This is a genomic window from Nesterenkonia sp. YGD6 (assembly GCF_022565895.1).
Classification (GTDB): Bacteria; Actinomycetota; Actinomycetes; order Actinomycetales; family Micrococcaceae; genus Nesterenkonia.
Genome location: NZ_JAJOYY010000004.1, coordinates 71,894 through 87,135 on the forward strand (window position 1 = coordinate 71,894; position 15,242 = coordinate 87,135).

16 protein-coding genes are annotated in these 15,242 nt (G+C 67.2%); 11 read left to right on the forward strand and 5 right to left on the reverse strand.

Annotated elements, in window-relative coordinates; genetic code table 11:
* Positions 1-17 precede the first annotated feature (17 nt).
* Both LTI14_RS07490 and LTI14_RS07495 read left to right on the forward strand, forming a co-directional pair.
* Positions 18-629: a hypothetical protein gene (locus LTI14_RS07490; RefSeq protein WP_241476159.1), complete on the forward strand. Its 612-nt coding sequence runs from the start codon at positions 18-20 to the stop codon at positions 627-629.
* Positions 626-2,035: an aldehyde dehydrogenase family protein gene (locus tag LTI14_RS07495; RefSeq protein ID WP_241476160.1), complete on the forward strand. Its 1,410-nt coding sequence runs from the start codon at positions 626-628 to the stop codon at positions 2,033-2,035. The genes LTI14_RS07490 and LTI14_RS07495 overlap by 4 nt, the downstream gene beginning before the upstream one ends.
* A gap of 138 nt (positions 2,036-2,173) precedes the next feature.
* On the opposite strand, the gene LTI14_RS07500 is transcribed toward LTI14_RS07495, so the two are convergent.
* Genes LTI14_RS07500 through LTI14_RS07510 form a run of 3 tightly spaced genes read right to left on the reverse strand, consistent with a single transcriptional unit; the run spans position 2,174 to position 3,051 of the window.
* On the reverse strand, positions 2,174-2,341 hold the full coding sequence (locus LTI14_RS07500) for a zinc transporter permease (RefSeq protein WP_241464685.1): 168 nt from the start codon (positions 2,339-2,341) through the stop codon (positions 2,174-2,176).
* Positions 2,334-2,672 carry an ArsR/SmtB family transcription factor gene (locus tag LTI14_RS07505; protein WP_241476161.1) on the reverse strand — a complete coding sequence of 113 codons (339 nt, stop codon included), beginning with the start codon at positions 2,670-2,672 and terminating at the stop codon, positions 2,334-2,336. The genes LTI14_RS07500 and LTI14_RS07505 overlap by 8 nt, the downstream gene beginning before the upstream one ends.
* Before the next feature lie 40 nt (positions 2,673-2,712).
* Entirely contained in the window at positions 2,713-3,051 is a 339-nt protein-coding gene (locus tag LTI14_RS07510) for a biopolymer transporter Tol (protein WP_241464683.1), read from the reverse strand.
* A gap of 100 nt (positions 3,052-3,151) precedes the next feature.
* Here LTI14_RS07510 and LTI14_RS07515 point away from each other — a divergent pair, with 100 nt between their 5' ends.
* From LTI14_RS07515 to LTI14_RS07545, 7 genes are all read left to right on the forward strand, one after another.
* Positions 3,152-4,537 carry a cryptochrome/photolyase family protein gene (locus LTI14_RS07515; protein ID WP_241476162.1) on the forward strand — a complete coding sequence of 462 codons (1,386 nt, stop codon included), beginning with the start codon at positions 3,152-3,154 and terminating at the stop codon, positions 4,535-4,537.
* A gap of 281 nt (positions 4,538-4,818) precedes the next feature.
* On the forward strand, positions 4,819-6,162 hold the full coding sequence (locus LTI14_RS07520; RefSeq protein ID WP_342357737.1) for a DEAD/DEAH box helicase: 1,344 nt from the start codon (positions 4,819-4,821) through the stop codon (positions 6,160-6,162).
* A gap of 124 nt (positions 6,163-6,286) precedes the next feature.
* Complete coding sequence (locus LTI14_RS07525) at positions 6,287-7,432, forward strand: PP2C family protein-serine/threonine phosphatase (RefSeq protein WP_241464681.1); 1,146 nt, start codon at positions 6,287-6,289, stop codon at positions 7,430-7,432.
* Positions 7,429-9,387 (forward strand): glycosyltransferase family 2 protein, encoded by a 1,959-nt coding sequence (locus LTI14_RS07530; RefSeq protein WP_446740381.1) that lies wholly within the window; start codon positions 7,429-7,431, stop codon positions 9,385-9,387. Before LTI14_RS07525 ends, LTI14_RS07530 begins: the two co-directional genes overlap by 4 nt.
* Entirely contained in the window at positions 9,384-9,716 is a 333-nt protein-coding gene (locus tag LTI14_RS07535) for an STAS domain-containing protein (RefSeq protein WP_241464680.1), read from the forward strand. The genes LTI14_RS07530 and LTI14_RS07535 overlap by 4 nt, the downstream gene beginning before the upstream one ends.
* Positions 9,709-10,125: an ATP-binding protein gene (locus tag LTI14_RS07540; protein ID WP_241464679.1), complete on the forward strand. Its 417-nt coding sequence runs from the start codon at positions 9,709-9,711 to the stop codon at positions 10,123-10,125. The genes LTI14_RS07535 and LTI14_RS07540 overlap by 8 nt, the downstream gene beginning before the upstream one ends.
* Positions 10,126-10,332: 207 nt before the next feature.
* Positions 10,333-11,076 carry an MBL fold metallo-hydrolase gene (locus LTI14_RS07545; protein WP_241476163.1) on the forward strand — a complete coding sequence of 248 codons (744 nt, stop codon included), beginning with the start codon at positions 10,333-10,335 and terminating at the stop codon, positions 11,074-11,076.
* A 33-nt stretch (positions 11,077-11,109) separates the two neighbouring features.
* Here the strand turns inward: LTI14_RS07545 and LTI14_RS07550 are convergent, their stop codons facing one another.
* A complete protein-coding gene (locus tag LTI14_RS07550) occupies positions 11,110-11,652 on the reverse strand; it encodes a TetR/AcrR family transcriptional regulator (protein WP_241464677.1) in 543 nt (180 codons plus the stop codon).
* A 108-nt stretch (positions 11,653-11,760) separates the two neighbouring features.
* Between LTI14_RS07550 and LTI14_RS07555 the strand changes: the two genes are divergently transcribed.
* Together LTI14_RS07555 and LTI14_RS07560 are read left to right on the forward strand one after the other, a co-directional pair.
* A complete protein-coding gene (locus LTI14_RS07555; RefSeq protein WP_241476164.1) occupies positions 11,761-13,320 on the forward strand; it encodes an APC family permease in 1,560 nt (519 codons plus the stop codon).
* Positions 13,320-14,552 carry a saccharopine dehydrogenase family protein gene (locus LTI14_RS07560; protein WP_241464675.1) on the forward strand — a complete coding sequence of 411 codons (1,233 nt, stop codon included), beginning with the start codon at positions 13,320-13,322 and terminating at the stop codon, positions 14,550-14,552. The genes LTI14_RS07555 and LTI14_RS07560 overlap by 1 nt, the downstream gene beginning before the upstream one ends.
* A gap of 37 nt (positions 14,553-14,589) precedes the next feature.
* On the opposite strand, the gene LTI14_RS07565 is transcribed toward LTI14_RS07560, so the two are convergent.
* A complete protein-coding gene (locus LTI14_RS07565; protein WP_241464674.1) occupies positions 14,590-15,147 on the reverse strand; it encodes a flavin reductase family protein in 558 nt (185 codons plus the stop codon).
* Positions 15,148-15,242 lie beyond the last annotated feature (95 nt).

Sequence of the window (15,242 nt, forward strand, 5' to 3'; positions counted from 1 at the left end):
GGGTTCGGAAGGGTCAGATGGAAAAGATGACCATGATCCGCAGGACGGCGGCCGGTGGCGCCGCCCTCTCGGGCCTGCTGCACCTGCTGATGCTCAGCCACGGACCCCACCTCGGCTGGGCCCTGGCGATGGCCGTCATGGCCATCATCTGCCTGCCGTGTGCCGGACACCTCTGGCGAGTTCCCAGTCCGCGCTCCTGGATCACGATCGCCGCGATGAACGCCACCATGCTGGGCATGCACCTCTGGGTGATCGCCGGACCTGAACCGGGTCACCCTGAACCTGCGGTTCTGACTTCTGCCGACGAGGCGCTCGTGGCGGGTCATCTCCACGGTCCGGCCGGCAGCGTGGCGGTCGGCGTCGCCCCGGATGCCGGGGCGGCCACCACCAGCTCAGGAACCCCCGCAGAACTCTTCCACCACGTGCTGCTGCCTCTGGCCTCCGGTCTGGCAGCCATGGAGATCGTCTTGGCAGTCGCGGCACTGATCGTGCTGCGGCGACGAGACGGCGGTACGCCGAGCATGCAGGCAGGCAGAAGAGCCCTGCACGCGGAGTCAACATCCAGGCGCACGGGCGGGCCCATTCTGATCACAGCACCATCCGCCACTGACAAAGGAGTCACCCGATGAGCACCCAGACCACCGACCTTCTTGACCGCGTCCAGGATCCCGAAGATGGGCGAGAGATCCTCGATCCTGCCACCGGTGAACGGGTGGGCTTCGCCCCGCAGGCCACCGCCGAGGACCTCGATGCCGCCGTCGCAAGGGCACTCGCAGCCCAGCCAGGCTGGGCCGCCACCGGCGAGGACTCGCGCAGACAGGCTCTGCACGCGGCCGCCGACGCGGTGGAGGCCCACGCCGAGGAACTGGCCAGGCTGCTCTCCCGGGAGCAGGGCAAGCCGCTGAACGGACCCAACGCCCGCTTCGAGGTCGGCGCCTGCGTGGCCTGGCTGCGCACCACCGCGGACCTTCCGCTGGAGCCCGAGGTGGTCGTCGACGACGAGTCCGGCCGCGCAATCCTGCACTATCGTCCGCTCGGCGTCGTCGGGGCCATCGGTCCGTGGAACTGGCCGATGATGATCTCGATCTGGCAGATCGCGCCGAGCCTGCGGATGGGCAACACCGTGGTGATCAAGCCCAGCGGCTACACCCCGCTGAGCGTGCTCGCCCTGGTGGAGGTGCTCAACTCTGCACTGCCGGCCGATGTGCTCATCGCCGTTCCCGGCCGCGGTGATATCGGGGATCGGCTCTGCCGGCACCCGGATGTCGCGAAGATCATGTTCACCGGCTCCACGGAGACCGGCAAGTCCATCGTGAAGGCTGCCTCGGACACCATGAAGCGGATGACGATGGAGCTCGGTGGCAACGACGCTGGGATCGTGCTTGACGACGCCGACCCGCGGGCGCTCGCCGAAGGGATCTTCTGGGGCGCGTTCATCAACACCGGGCAGACCTGCGCGGCGCTCAAGCGGCTCTATGTCCCGGAATCGATCTACGCGCAGGTCTGTGACGCCCTGGTCGAGGTCGCCAAGACCATGCCGATGGGCATCGGTCTCGAGGAGCAGAATGTGCTCGGTCCGCTGCAGAACCGTGCGCAGTGGGAGATCGTGGACCGGCTGGTGCGGGCCGCCAAGGACTCCGGCGCACGGGTGCTGCTCGGCGGCGACCCCGACGCTCACGCCCCCGGAAATTTCTATCCGACCACCCTGGTGGCCGACATCGACCCGCAGAACCCGCTGGTGGTTCAGGAGCAGTTCGGTCCGGCGCTGCCGATCATCAAGTACACCGATCTGGATCAGGCCATCGAATGGGCCAACGCTCTGGATGAGGCCCTGGGCTCCTCGGTGTGGTCAGCGGACACCGACCGGGCGATCGAGGTGGCGGCGCGGCTGGTGGCCGGCACCACCTGGATCAACAAGCACGGCGCCGTGGACCCGCGGATCCCCTTCGGCGGAGCCCGCGAATCCGGCTTCGGGATGGAGTTCGGCGTGGCAGGCCTGAAGGAGGTCGCCCAGCCGCACGTGATCAGCCAGTAGCGCCTCCTCCGTCAAGGAACGGACGCGAGCGGAGAGGGAGCCGCCCATGATCGGGGGCTCCCTCTTCTGCCTTCGCGCGGCGGACAAGCGCCACCGGCTCAGACTCAGCTCTGGTCGAGACTCAGCTCTGGTCCAGACTCAGTGCTCGTCGTAGTGGTCGCCATGAGCTGCATGGCGGTGGCCGTCGTGGACGTAGTCCACGTGGTCACCGTGCTCCACGGCCTCATGCCCGCAGTCCTCGCCGTGGGCGTGGTCGTGGTGGTTGTGCTCAGCAGTCTTGTGCTCGGCGGTAGGGTTCTCAGTCATGATGATGCTCCTTCGCGGCGGATTCGGCCGCCGATCGCTGGGGTACGGGCTCCTGTGCGTGCGCGATCGCGTCGGCGATCACCTGGGAGACATGCTCATCGGCGAGCCGATGCTCGATCTCTCGGCCATGCCGATCGGTCAGCACGAGACCCGCCTGCTTGAGCGTCCGCAGATGCTGGGAGACCAGCGGTTGAGACATCGCGGTCAGCGCCACCAGCTCGTTCACCGTCTTCGGAGACTCACCGATCAGACAGAGCAGCCAGAGCCTCGACTCGTGGCCGAGAACCTTGAACAGCTGGGCCGCGCTGATCACCGCCGGGTTGTCACGCACAACCTCAGCACACCAGATAGATAAAGAGATTGCAATGTATTTATTGCGACGCACTCTCATCTGGGTCGTCAAGCGACTCGAGCTCGGCCAGCGACTGCTTCGCCGCGGCGATCCGCTGCGCCTCAGGCCGCTCCCACCAATACGGGCCGCGCTCCCCCAGCCCGGTCTTGGCCAGGCCGACCCGCCTGCGAGAGGCGGCCACCCGCTCGTCGTCGCCGGTCTTCTTGCCCGCCCCGACCCCGGATCGGCCGCGGCCCAGGTGGGATTTCAGCGCAGCGACCAGCTCCTCGGGCAGCGCCGGATCTGTCCGGCGCCAGCGCCGCCCCTTGATCACCAGCCAGCGTTCGGACTCCTCGGCGGACTGTGCACCTTCAGGCATCGACATCTCCTTCACCAGCTCAGTTGACGCGCGGGTTCCCCTGCTACTGTGCCAGCCAGGACGGCCGCTCGCGCGGCGACGCTTCCCCGAAAGGGCCCTGATGACCCGCACGCTCCTCTGGTTCCGCGACGACCTGCGCACCGCAGACCATGAAGCACTGCTCACCGCCTGCCAGCGCGCGGAGAACCCGGGCGACGTCGTCGCACTCTATCTCTTGGACGAGGTGAGCCCGGGGGTGCGCCCGCTGGGCGGGGCGGTGAAGTGGTGGCTGCACCACGCACTGGAGTCGCTTGCGACCGATCTCGCCGAACTGGGCATCCCGCTTCTGCTGCGCGCGGGAGACCCTGCCGAGATCCTGCCCGCTCTGGCACAGGAGCTCGGCGCGCAGAGGGTGCAGTGGTCGCGGCGCTACGGCGGTCCCGAGCGCGCGGTGGACGCCGGGATCAAGGCGGCGCTGCCCGAGCATGGAATCGAGGTGGAGAGCTTCAACGCCTCGCTGCTGCATGAGCCGTGGACCGTGGAGACCAACACCGGTGGCCCGTACAAGGTCTACACCCCCTTCTGGAAGCAGATCAGCGTCCGCGACCCCGGCACCCCGCATGCCCGCCCCGCCGCGCTGGGCACGCTCGAAGATGCGGCAGCCGCACTTCCCACCCTGGCCCTGGGCGCCGGGAACCTCGAGGACTGGGAGCTGCTTCCCACCCGACCGGACTGGGCCGGTGGTCTGCGCGAGAACTGGACCCCCACCGAGGCCGGGGGCCACGAGCGGCTGCGCGAGTTCCTGGCACATCAGGTCCAGGACTACGACGACGCCCGGGATGCCCCTGCCGGGGACGGCACCTCGCGGATCTCGCCCTATCTGCGCTTCGGGCAGCTCAGCCCGCGCCAGGTGTGGGACGCCGCACACCAGCAGACCGAGGAGGCGGTGGACAAGTTCCTCTCCGAGATCGGCTGGCGCGAGTTCTGCTGGCACCTGCTCTTCCACTTCCCGCAGCTGCCGCACACCAATCTGCGCGCCCAGTTCGACGCCTACCCCTGGAAGTCCCGCCGCGACGCGCCCGAGGACTTCCATGCCTGGGCCACGGGGCAGACCGGGTTTCCCTGGGTGGACGCCGGCCAGCGGCAGCTCTGGAAGACCGGGCATATGCACAACCGGGTACGGATGGCCTCGGCGAGCCTGCTGATCAAGAACCTGGGCATCGACTGGCGCGAGGGCGAGGCCTGGTTCTGGGACACGCTGGTGGACGCCGATGCCGCCTCCAACCCGGCGAACTGGCAGTGGGTGGCCGGCTGCGGCATGGACGCCGCCCCGTACTTCCGGATCTTCAACCCGGAGCGCCAGCGGGAGCGCTTCGACCCCAGGGGCACCTACGTCAGCGCCTGGATCCCGGAGCTGAACTCCCCCGAGTACGCGGCCCCGATCGTGGACCTCAAGGCCTCGCGCGAGGAGGCGCTGGAGCACTACAGCCAGATCAGCGGGAAGTGATCGGCGCTCCCATGGGGTAGAGTGATGAGTCTGGTGCCCACCTCGTGTGGTTGCCTGCGTCGTAAGAACGCCTTGATCAACGGGGCCGTGTTTTCCACCGGCCCACGTTTCAGCAGTGATTTTCTCGCGGCGACCGAGTGCATCAACCGATGCCTTCGCCCTTTGCCAGACCAGTCCCAGGCGGGTACCCCCTTGCCTTCTCTGCGTCTGGCGCTTTCCGAAAGGCTCCCGCCATTTCTGAGACCCAGACCTTCGCCGACCTCAACGTTCCCGCACCGCTGGTGCGCGCTCTCGCTGCAGACGGCAAGATTGACGCTTTCGCCATCCAGGAACAGACCCTGGCCGACACGCTGAACGGACGCGACGTCCTCGGCCGCGGCAAGACCGGCTCCGGCAAGACCCTCGCCTTCTCCATCCCGATGGTCGCCCGCCTCGGCGAGAAGGACGCGGCCAAGCGCCGCCGTCCGGGCCGCCCGCTGGGCCTGATCCTGGCTCCGACCCGCGAGCTGGCCACCCAGATCAACGCGGTGCTCGAGCCCCTGGCGGCCTCGTACAACCTCAAGACCACCACGATCTTCGGCGGCGTCACCGCTTCACGCCAGATCAACGCGCTGAAGTCCGGCGTGGACATCGTCGTGGCCTGCCCCGGCCGCCTCGAGGACCTGCTGAACCAGCGCGCCCTGAGCCTCGAGTCAGTCGAGATCACCGTGCTGGACGAGGCCGACCACATGGCCGACCTCGGCTTCCTCCCGGTGGTCACCCGGCTGCTGGAGAAGACCGACCCCAAGGGCCAGCGGCTCTTCTTCTCCGCCACCCTGGACAACGGTGTGGACAAGCTCGTCAAGCGCTTCCTGAACAACCAGGTGCTGCACTCCGTGGATGAGGCCACCTCCCACGTCTCCGCGATGACCCACCACGTCTTCGAGGTCCACAACGACGACAAGCGTGACCTGGTGAAGCAGCTGGCCTCCGGCACCGGACGCCGCATCCTCTTCACCCGCACCAAGCACCAGGCGAAGAAGCTGGCCAAGCAGCTCACCGATCAGGGCACACCCGCGGTGGACCTGCACGGCAACCTCTCCCAGTCCCAGCGTGACCGCAACCTCGCCGCCTTCGGCGAGGGCGACATCAAGGTCCTGGTCGCCACCGACGTCGCAGCCCGCGGCGTGCACGTGGACTCGGTGGAGCTCGTGGTCCACGTGGATCCGCCGGCCGAGCACAAGGCATACCTGCACCGCTCGGGTCGCACCGCCCGCGCCGGCAGCGCCGGCGACGTGGTCACCGTGATGCTTCCGGAGCAGCGCCGCGACACCCAGGCGCTGCTGCGCAAGGCAGCCATCGCCGTGCACCCGATCCGGGTCAACTCCGAGTCCGAGGCCGTGAGCGAACTCGTCGGTGCCACCGCCGATTTCGTCAAGCCTGCCCCGCGCGCTCCTGTCCAGCAGCAGCAGCCCCGCCGTCGTCCAGGGACCTCCGCGCCTCGCGGCGGCGGCCCAGCACGCGGCGGTCGCGGCGGCTCCGGCGGCCCAGCACGCAGCGGCCAGGCCGGACCCGCCCGCGGCGGTCGCCCCTCGGGACGCAGCGGCGCAGGCTCAGCAGGACGGTCCCCGCGCCCCGCACGCTGAGAACACCGCACGATGACACCTGAATGACAACACCGCAGATGGGTGGGCCCTAGGGCCCGCCCATCTGTGCATTAGGCTGATCCTAAGCAGCTGCTGTACGCGAGCTTAGGAGGAGCTGAAAATCTTGGACGAAGAGAGTCGACAAAGTGCGCTCGACGCCCTGAAGGTCCTCGACACTCCGCCCGACGAACGTGTGGACCGGATCACCCGTCTGGCCCAGCAGATCTTCGGCGTCCCCATGGTCAGCGTCAATCTCCTCGACCGAGATCGCCAGTGGCGCAAGTCGGAGATCGGCCTCGGCGTGAGAGAGGTGCCCCGGGCCGACGCGTTCTGTGAGGCCACGATCGCCCAGACCGGCACCCTCGTCATCGAGGATGCCGCCCAGGACGCGTTCTACGCCTCCAACCCCTTCGTCCTGGGTGATCCGCACCTCCGGTTCTATGCCGGACACCCGCTGCAGGCACCCTGCGGCGAACATGTGGGCACCCTCTGCATGCTCGACACCGAGCCGCGGACCCTCGATGCGAGCCAGCGCGACCTCCTGAAGGACCTCGCCGTCTGGGTCCAGACCGAACTCGCCCAGCAGCAGGAGCTGGACCACGCCGCCGTCGTCCAGCGCGCGCTGACCCCGCGAGACCTCCCGCAGCCTGACGGCTACACCGTCACAGCCGGCTCTGCCCCGGCCGGCAGCGTCTCCGGGGACTTCCACGACGTGAGGCTGCGAGATGATCAGCTCCGCATCACCCTCGCCGATGTGATGGGCAAAGGCACCGGGGCCGGCATCATCGCATCCGCCGTGCGCGCCTCGATGCGCACTGCCCCTGAACGTTCACTGCTCACCACCGTGGCCGAGATCGACTCGATCCTCGAACACGACATCGGCGACCTGCACATGTTCGTCACCCTCTTCTGCGCCGACGTCGACACCCGCACCGGAGTCGTCAGCTATGTCGACGGTGGGCACAGCCTGAGCTTCATCCTGCGCGCCGATGGCACCTGGGAGCACCTGAACTCCACCGGACTGCCGCTGGCCATGGGCATGGGAGACGCCCACGGACTGGGCACGGTGCAGCTGAATCCCGGAGACGCCCTCATGAGCTGCAGCGACGGCCTGCTGGACCTCCTGGACCTGGAGGATCCCTTTGGCCAGGTGGATGAGATCCTCGCCGAATATGGGATCGACGGTGCCGTGAAAGAGGCCCTGCGCCGCGCCCTCGCGGTCAAGGCCGCCGATGATGTCACTGTGCTCGTGGTCAGGAGAGATTCTTGACTCGTCGTCTGATCCTGATCCGGGTCTTCGCGGTCCTCGCGGTGCTGACCGGGGTCAACTACCTCACCTGGCGCTGGATGGAATCCCTCAACTGGGACGCCTGGTGGATCGCGGTGCCGCTGGTCATCGCCGAGACCTACAGCCTGATCGACACCTTCCTCTTCGCCACGACCATGTGGCGGGCCAAGGAACGGTCCGGCCCCGAGTCCCCTCCCACCGGCACCGTGGACGTCTTCATCACCACCTACAACGAACCCGTCGCCATGGTCATGGCCACCGCGCGGGCCGCGAAGAACATCGCCTATCCGCACGAGACCTTCGTCCTCGACGACGGCGACCGCCCGGAGATGGCCGCGGCAGCCCGGGCCGAGGGCCTGGGCTACATCACCCGGTCGGCAGACTGGACCGACAAGCCCCGCCACGCGAAGGCCGGGAACCTCAACAACGCCTTGTTCGAGACCGACGGCGAGTTCCTGCTGATCCTCGACGCCGATCAGATTCCGGACCCGCTGATCCTGCACCGCACCCTGGGCTACTTCGCCGACGAAGAACGGGTCGCCCTGGTGCAGACCCCGCAGTGGTTCATCAATGTGGACGAGGCAGACCCGCTGGGCAGCCAGGCGCCGCTGTTCTACGGACCGATCCAGCAGGGCAAGGATGGCTGGAACGCCGCCTTCTTCTGCGGATCCAATGCCGTGCTGCGCCGCGAGGCGCTGATGCAGCTCGGCATCGTCGGCTATGTGCGCGAGCTCGAGGACTCCACTCGTCGGACGCTGCGCGCGGCTGAGCGGCTGCTCGCCCGCGAAGCAGGCCGCCACCGGGCCATGCCCGAGCTACACAAGGAGCTCACGCGTCTGCGCGAAGAGGTCACCGGAGCCAGGTTCGTCGTCTCCGCCGGCGAACCGATCGCTGACGTCACCCACCAGCTCCGCACCCAGATCGACGCCGCCTCCCGCCGGCTGGTCAAGAACGACATGGACCTGATGGCCGAGGACCTCGCCGCGATCCACGCGATGCCGGTCCAGCGCGACGCCGAACGAGACGTGGTCGTCGTCGATGAGGTCGGCCTGGACGCGCTGACCACCCGTGAGCTCTCTCCGCTGGCCGCCGTGAAGTCCGTCGGAGCTCTGGTGGATGCGCTGCGCGTCGACCGCCCCGGCGAGGCCCAGCCGATCCAGCCGCTGGCCACCATCTCGGTGACCGAGGACATGGCCACCGCGATGCAGCTGCACAGCATGGGATGGCGAAGCGCCTACCACCACGAGATCCTCGCCCGGGGACTGGCGCCGGAGGACCTGCAGACCATGCTCAAGCAGCGCCTGCGCTGGGCGCAGGGCACGATGCAGGTTTTCCTGCGTGACAACCCCATGGCCAAACGGGGACTCTCCGCCGGTCAGCGGCTGATGTACTTCGGCACCATGTGGAGCTACCTCGCCGGATTCGCCGCGATCGTCTACCTCTCCGCACCGATCATCTACCTGATGTTCGGAGTCATGCCGGTGACCGCTTGGAGCGGCGACTTCTTCGCCCGCTTCCTGCCGTACTTCCTGATCAATCAGCTGTTCTTCCTGATCGTGTCACGCGGGATCCGCACCTGGCGCGGCCAGCAGTACTCGCTGGCGCTCTTTCCCGTCTGGATCCGCGCGTGCACGTCGTCCTTCGCCAATGTGGTCTTCAAGAAGCCGCTGAGCTTCGTGGTCACCCGCAAGGACGGTCGTGTGGGCGGCTCCCTGCCGCTGCGCGAGGTCTGGCCCCAGCTCACCGCGATCGCACTGTTGATCATCGCGCTGATCACCGGAGTCGTGCGGGTCCTGATGGGCACCGCCGATGGCACCGGCACGTTGGTCAACATCGTCTGGGTGGCCTATTCGCTGGCCGCGCTGAGCGTCGTCATCCAAGCCCTTCGCTATAAGGGCCCTGCAGCACACGCCGAAGAGGCAGAAGGAGCATCATGAATCTCAACGTCACCACCCATACACGGCATGCCGTCGTGCGCCCCGAAGGTCGGCTCACCGCCTCGGGTGCACCCCGGCTCAAGCAGGCGATCAAGAAGCTCATCGATGAGGGCAGCCCGCGCATCGTGGTGGACCTGGCCCAGACCGAGTTCATCGACTCCTCCGGGCTGGGCGCCCTGATCGGCGGATTGAAGGCTGCGCGGCTCGCCGAGGGTGATCTGCGGCTCGCCGCCGCCAGTGAATCCGTCAAGAGCATCCTGAGGCTCACGAGCCTCGATCGAGTCCTGCGCGACCACCCCACCGTCGAGGCGGCGTTCGGCGATGGGTGATGGGATCTCGCGGGTCTCCTTGACCGGCACCGCCGAGCTGACCTTCGTGGACCAGGTGCTGGACGCGTTGGAGCGGCTCTGCCGCGCGGCCGATGGCATCTCCGAGGAGGATCGCACCTTCTTCTCGCTGGCGGTCAGCGAGATCGCCACCAACATCGTCACCCACTCAGGCTGTGAGGGCGACGCCGAGGTCACCGTCATCGCGGATCTGACGGTCGACGACGCCGCGCTGTCCGCCCGTTTCCAGGACGACGCCGCACCGGTCGCCGTCGCGCTCGAAGAGGCCGAGCTTCCCGATGAGCTGGCCGAGTCTGGCCGCGGCCTGGCGATCGCGAAGATGGCCCTGGACCAGCTCAGCCACGAGGTCAACAATGGACACATCTGGACACTGGTCAGAAAGCGCCGCTGAGGAGCCGCACACACAGGCCCGCTCTCGCCCCGCCTTCAGGGACTGCTCGATGCGCTGCCGGTGAATCCTGGACTCCGGGGGCTCGAGATCGGCGGGGGCCGGGTGTCGCCGCCAGAGAGGTGGCGCAGCTGACCCGCGTCACGCTTGACCAACCCCCGTGTGGACACCCAGGATTGTCGGAACCCCCACGGATCGGAACCCCAGCTCATGATCGAATATGGCGTCGCCCCTGGCATCCACCTCGTGTCGCAGGCGAATGTGAACTGCTACGTCGTGGAGGCGGAGGACGGCATCACCCTGATCGATGCCGGGCTGCCCCGGATGTGGCACGAGGTCATGGAGGTGCTCAAGACGCGCCAGCGGCTCCCCTATGAGATCAAGGCGTTGGTGCTGACCCACGGTCACTTCGATCACCTGGGGTTCGCGCTGCGAGCCCAGCAGAGCCTGGGGATCCCGGTCATCGTTCATCACGACGACGCACGGCTGGCGGCCAACCCCTACCGCTACGCGACCGAACGAAACCGGCTGCTCTACCCGCTGGGCCACCCTCGATCGTTGCCGCTGCTGGGCCGGATGGCGGCCTCCGGAGCACTGGCCGTCAAAGGGGTCCACGGAGTCCAGCTGATGACGGCAGGGTCCGTGCTCGAGGTGCCGGGCTTTCCGGTCCCGGTGCACACCCCGGGTCACACCGACGGACACTGCATCCTGCATTTCCCGGACCGCCGGGCGGTCTTCACCGGAGACGCGCTGGTGACCCTGGACCCCTACACCGGTCAGACCGGTCCGCAGATCGTCGCGGGGGCGGCCACCAAGGACACGGCGCAGGCGATCAGCTCTCTGGACGCGATCGCACTCACCGAAGCCGACCACCTGCTGCCCGGCCACGGAGCGGTGTGGTCCGACGGCGCGGAGGCCGCAGTGGAGGCCGCCCGCAAGGTCGGTCGGCACTGAATCGGGCCGCCACAGAGAGCGTGTTCAATCGTCTCAGTATTCGATCGTCCCGATCAGGCCGACGATCCGATCGATCGTGGCCGGATCGGTTTCCGAAGGCATGGCGCCGGTGCCGGTGAGCGAGGCGTTGAAGTAGATCCCGTCCCCCAGCAGCATCACCAGGTGGACCATGTCTTCGTTTCCCACGGCGTCCATCAACACGTCGAACCATTGGGTGCGGCATCTGGCGAGGAGTTCGTTGGCCTCCGGATGCGACCCCTGGGCCAGGCGGGTGACCGCCATGTTGCAGCGTTCCAGCGGACTTTCGACGTCGAGTGAGCTCTTGACGTAGTAATCGGCAGCCTGTGCAGGTTCCGCACGCATCACCGCCAGATCGGCCTCCACCAGGCTCTGCAGCCGATCGAACAGCGCAGCCGCCAGCTCGTCCTTGGACTTGAAGTGGTAGGTCAGCCCACCCTTGGAGACGCCCGCGCGCTGGGCGATGGCTTCAAGGGTGGCGCTGCGTTCGCCGTCGGACACCAGGATGTCCTGGTACGCGTCAATCAGCCGCTGAACGGTGCTCGGAGCATGACCCATGAGAGCGAGTGTAGGGCCTACCCGAAAAACCGACTAGTCGGTATAGTGACGTGCGTTACATCGCTTCGGGTCGCCGACGCCGACCCGGCCGGACATCGGAGGAGCACCATGAGCCATGCCACCCTCGGGAAGAATCCCCGCGGCTCGCGGTCGGGCCAGGGGAAGGGCCTCTCCACCGGCACACTCGGCGTCTGGGGATCGGTGGTCATCGGGCTCGCGTCTACGGCCCCGGTCTATTCGCTGGCGGCCTCCCTCGGATTTGTAGTCCTCGCGGTCGGAGCACAGGCGCCCATCGCGTTCATCCTGGCATTCATTCCCATGCTGTTCATCGCCTTCGCCTACCGAGAGCTCAACCGCGAAATCCCCGACTGCGGCACATCCTTCACCTGGGCCACGAAGGCATTCGGCCCGTGGGTGGGCTGGATGGCCGGCTGGGGTGTGGCCGTCGCGGGCATCATCGTGCTGGCCAACCTGGCGCAGATCGCCGGGATCTACCTCTGGCTGCTGATCGGTGACGGGTCCCTCGCCGAGAACTCCCTGCTGGTGACCGCCACCGGGGTCTTCTTCATCGCCTCCATGACATACGTCAGTTACCGCGGGGTCGAAATCGGCGCGAAGCTCCAGAACGTCCTCCTGGGAATCCAGTACCTCGCGCTGGGCCTGTTTGTGGTGTTCTCGCTGATCGGGATCGCCAATGGATCCGCCGAGAACGCCACCACGCCGTCGTTGGACTGGTTCAACCCGTTCGCCTTCGAGAGCATCGAGGGCTTCACCGAGGCGGTGCTGCTGGCCCTGTTCATCTACTGGGGCTGGGACGCCTGCCTGGCCCTGAACGAGGAGACCCGCGATGCCCGTCGCATTCCCGGCCTGGCCGCCCTGATCTCCACGGTGCTGCTCCTCATCACCTATGTGGGGGTGACCGTCGCAGCGATGATGTACGCCGGGGTGGGCGAGGAAGGGGTCGGCCTCGGGAACGAGGGCAACGCTGAGGACGTGTTCTTCGCGCTGAAGGATGTCGTCCTCGGCCCTGCCGCCTGGCTGCTGGTGGTGGCGGTGCTCGTCTCTGCTGTCTCCTCGACACAGACCACCATCCTGCCCACCGCCCGGGGCACCCTGTCCATGGCCGTCTACCAGGCGCTCCCGCGCCGGTTCAGCACGGTGCACCAGCGGTTCAAGACCCCCTCCTTCTCCACGCTGGTCATGGGAGTGGCAGGGATCGGGTTCTACGTGGTGATGACGCTGATCAGCGAGAACATTCTGGCTGATTCGATTCTGTCGCTCGGATTGGCGATCGCCTTCTACTACGCCATCACCGGGTACGCCTGCGTCTGGTACTTCCGCCGGGAGCTGTTCACCTCCCGCCACAGCTTCATCTTCCGCTTCCTGCTCCCCCTGCTGGGCGCACTGCTGCTGACCGCGGCGTTCATCAAGTCAGCGATCGACATGGCCGACGTCGACTACGGGTACAGCGTGCTCCTCGGCGTCGGCGGCACCTTCGTCGTCGGCATCGGTTCCCTGGCCCTGGGCCTTGTGCTGATGCTGCTCTGGCGGACCCGATCCGGGTCGCTGCCGTTCTTCCGCGGGGAGAGCCTGAACGCCGACACCGCCGTGCTGGTGCCCGACTCCCCCACTGACGACCGACGCTCAATCGATGGAGGCTTGACCTGATGCGCATTCTCATTGTCGGAGCCGGCGGCGTGGGATCCGCCGCCGTCCGGATCGCGGTCCGCCGCACGTTCTTCGACCTGCTGGTGGTCGCGGACTACGACCCCGCCCGGCCCCAGGCCCTGGTGGGATCCCTCGACGACGACCGCTTGGTGGCCACGCAGGTGGACGCCTCATCGGCGGAGGCGGTGGCCGCCGTCGTCCGCGAATACGGGATCACCCATGTGCTCAACGCTGTGGATCCGCGGTTCGTGATGCCGATCTTCGATGGCTGCTTCGCCGCGGGGTCGACCTACCTCGACATGGCGATGAGCCTGTCGGTCAAGCACCCGGAGGAGCCGTACTCGAAGACCGGGGTGATGCTGGGAGATGAACAGTTTGCCCTGGCCCAGCAGTGGGAGGACGCCGGACGGCTCGCTCTGGTGGGAATGGGCGTGGAGCCGGGATTGTCGGACGTCTTTGCCCGCTACGCCGAGGATGAGCTGTTCAGCTCGATAGATGAGCTGGGCGTGCGTGACGGCGCCAACCTCGTTGTGGCAGGAGCCGATGGCGAGCCGGCGTTCGCGCCTTCCTTCTCGATCTGGACCACGATCGAGGAGTGTCTGAACCCTCCGGTGATCTTTGAACGTGAAACCGGCTGGTACACCACCGAGCCGTTCAGTGAAATGGAGGTCTTCCACTTCCCCGAAGGGATCGGGGAGGTGGAGTGTGTCAACGTGGAGCACGAGGAGGTCATCCTCATGCCTCGCTGGACCAAGGCCCGGAGGGTGACTTTCAAGTACGGGCTCGGCGACGAGTTCATCGACGTGCTCAAGACCTTGCACAAGCTTGGACTCGACTCCACCGATCCGCTGATGGTGAAGGGAGTGCCGGTGTCGCCGCGCGACGTCGTCGCAGCGGCACTGCCCGATCCCGCCACCCTGGGCGACCGGATGACGGGAAAGACCTGCGCAGGCCTGTATGTGACGGGGGTCGGCAAAGACGGTGACCCCCGGGCCGTGTACCTGTATCACGTGGTGGACAACGAATGGTCGATGGCCGAGTTCGGCTCGCAGGCGGTGGTGTGGCAGACGGCGGTGAATCCGGTGATCGCTCTGGAGCTGCTCGCGAAGGGAACCTGGCAGGGCACCGGCGTCCTGGGTCCGGAGGCCTTCGACTCCCGGCCGTTTCTGGAGCTGCTCGCCGCAGACGCGCCGGTCGGCTACGGGTCACCGTGGGGACTTGAGGAGCGCTAGGCCGACCCACCCTGTCGCTGCGACTCATGGAGCGGCTCTAGTTCGTGAAGTACTTCCACTTCGTCATCTCGTCGCTGAGGTCGTGCAGCTCGCCATTGGTGGAGAAGGTCCCGTTGCCGCGGTGGTGGAACTCCGGGGTGGGTGCAGCGTCGGGTCTGATCCATGCCGCAGTGGTGCGCAGCAGCCACAGCGAGTAGTCCTCCACCAGCGAGTCGTCCTCGACCTTGCACTCGATGTTGGCCACACACTCGCCGATCAGCGGCGCCGCGACGCTCACTCCGGGCACTCGGGTCAGTCCGAAGTGCTCCCACTTGTCGAGGTCGTCGCCGGAGCAGTTGCCCAGCTGCACCGTGGTGCGCATCAGCTCGGCGCCGGGAATGCCGATCACGCATTGCCGGGTGGACTGCAGCGTCGCGAAGCTGGCGTCCCAGGTGCCCACGATCACTGCCAGGATCCCGTCGTGGCGGACCGGCATGTTGAACGCGTTGGTCATGATGTTGTCCCGGACACCGTCGGAGGTGGAGATCAACACCGTGGGTCCTGGCTCGATCAGCCGGTAGGTGTCTCGGACCGGATAGGGCACGAATCCATTCATAGTGCGTCCTCCCACTTGAGATGCAGGGATGAACCTGCGTCGTGTCACCCAGCCTAGCGCCAGGCCCCGAATCCCGGCAGGGCCAGCGGTCGCCT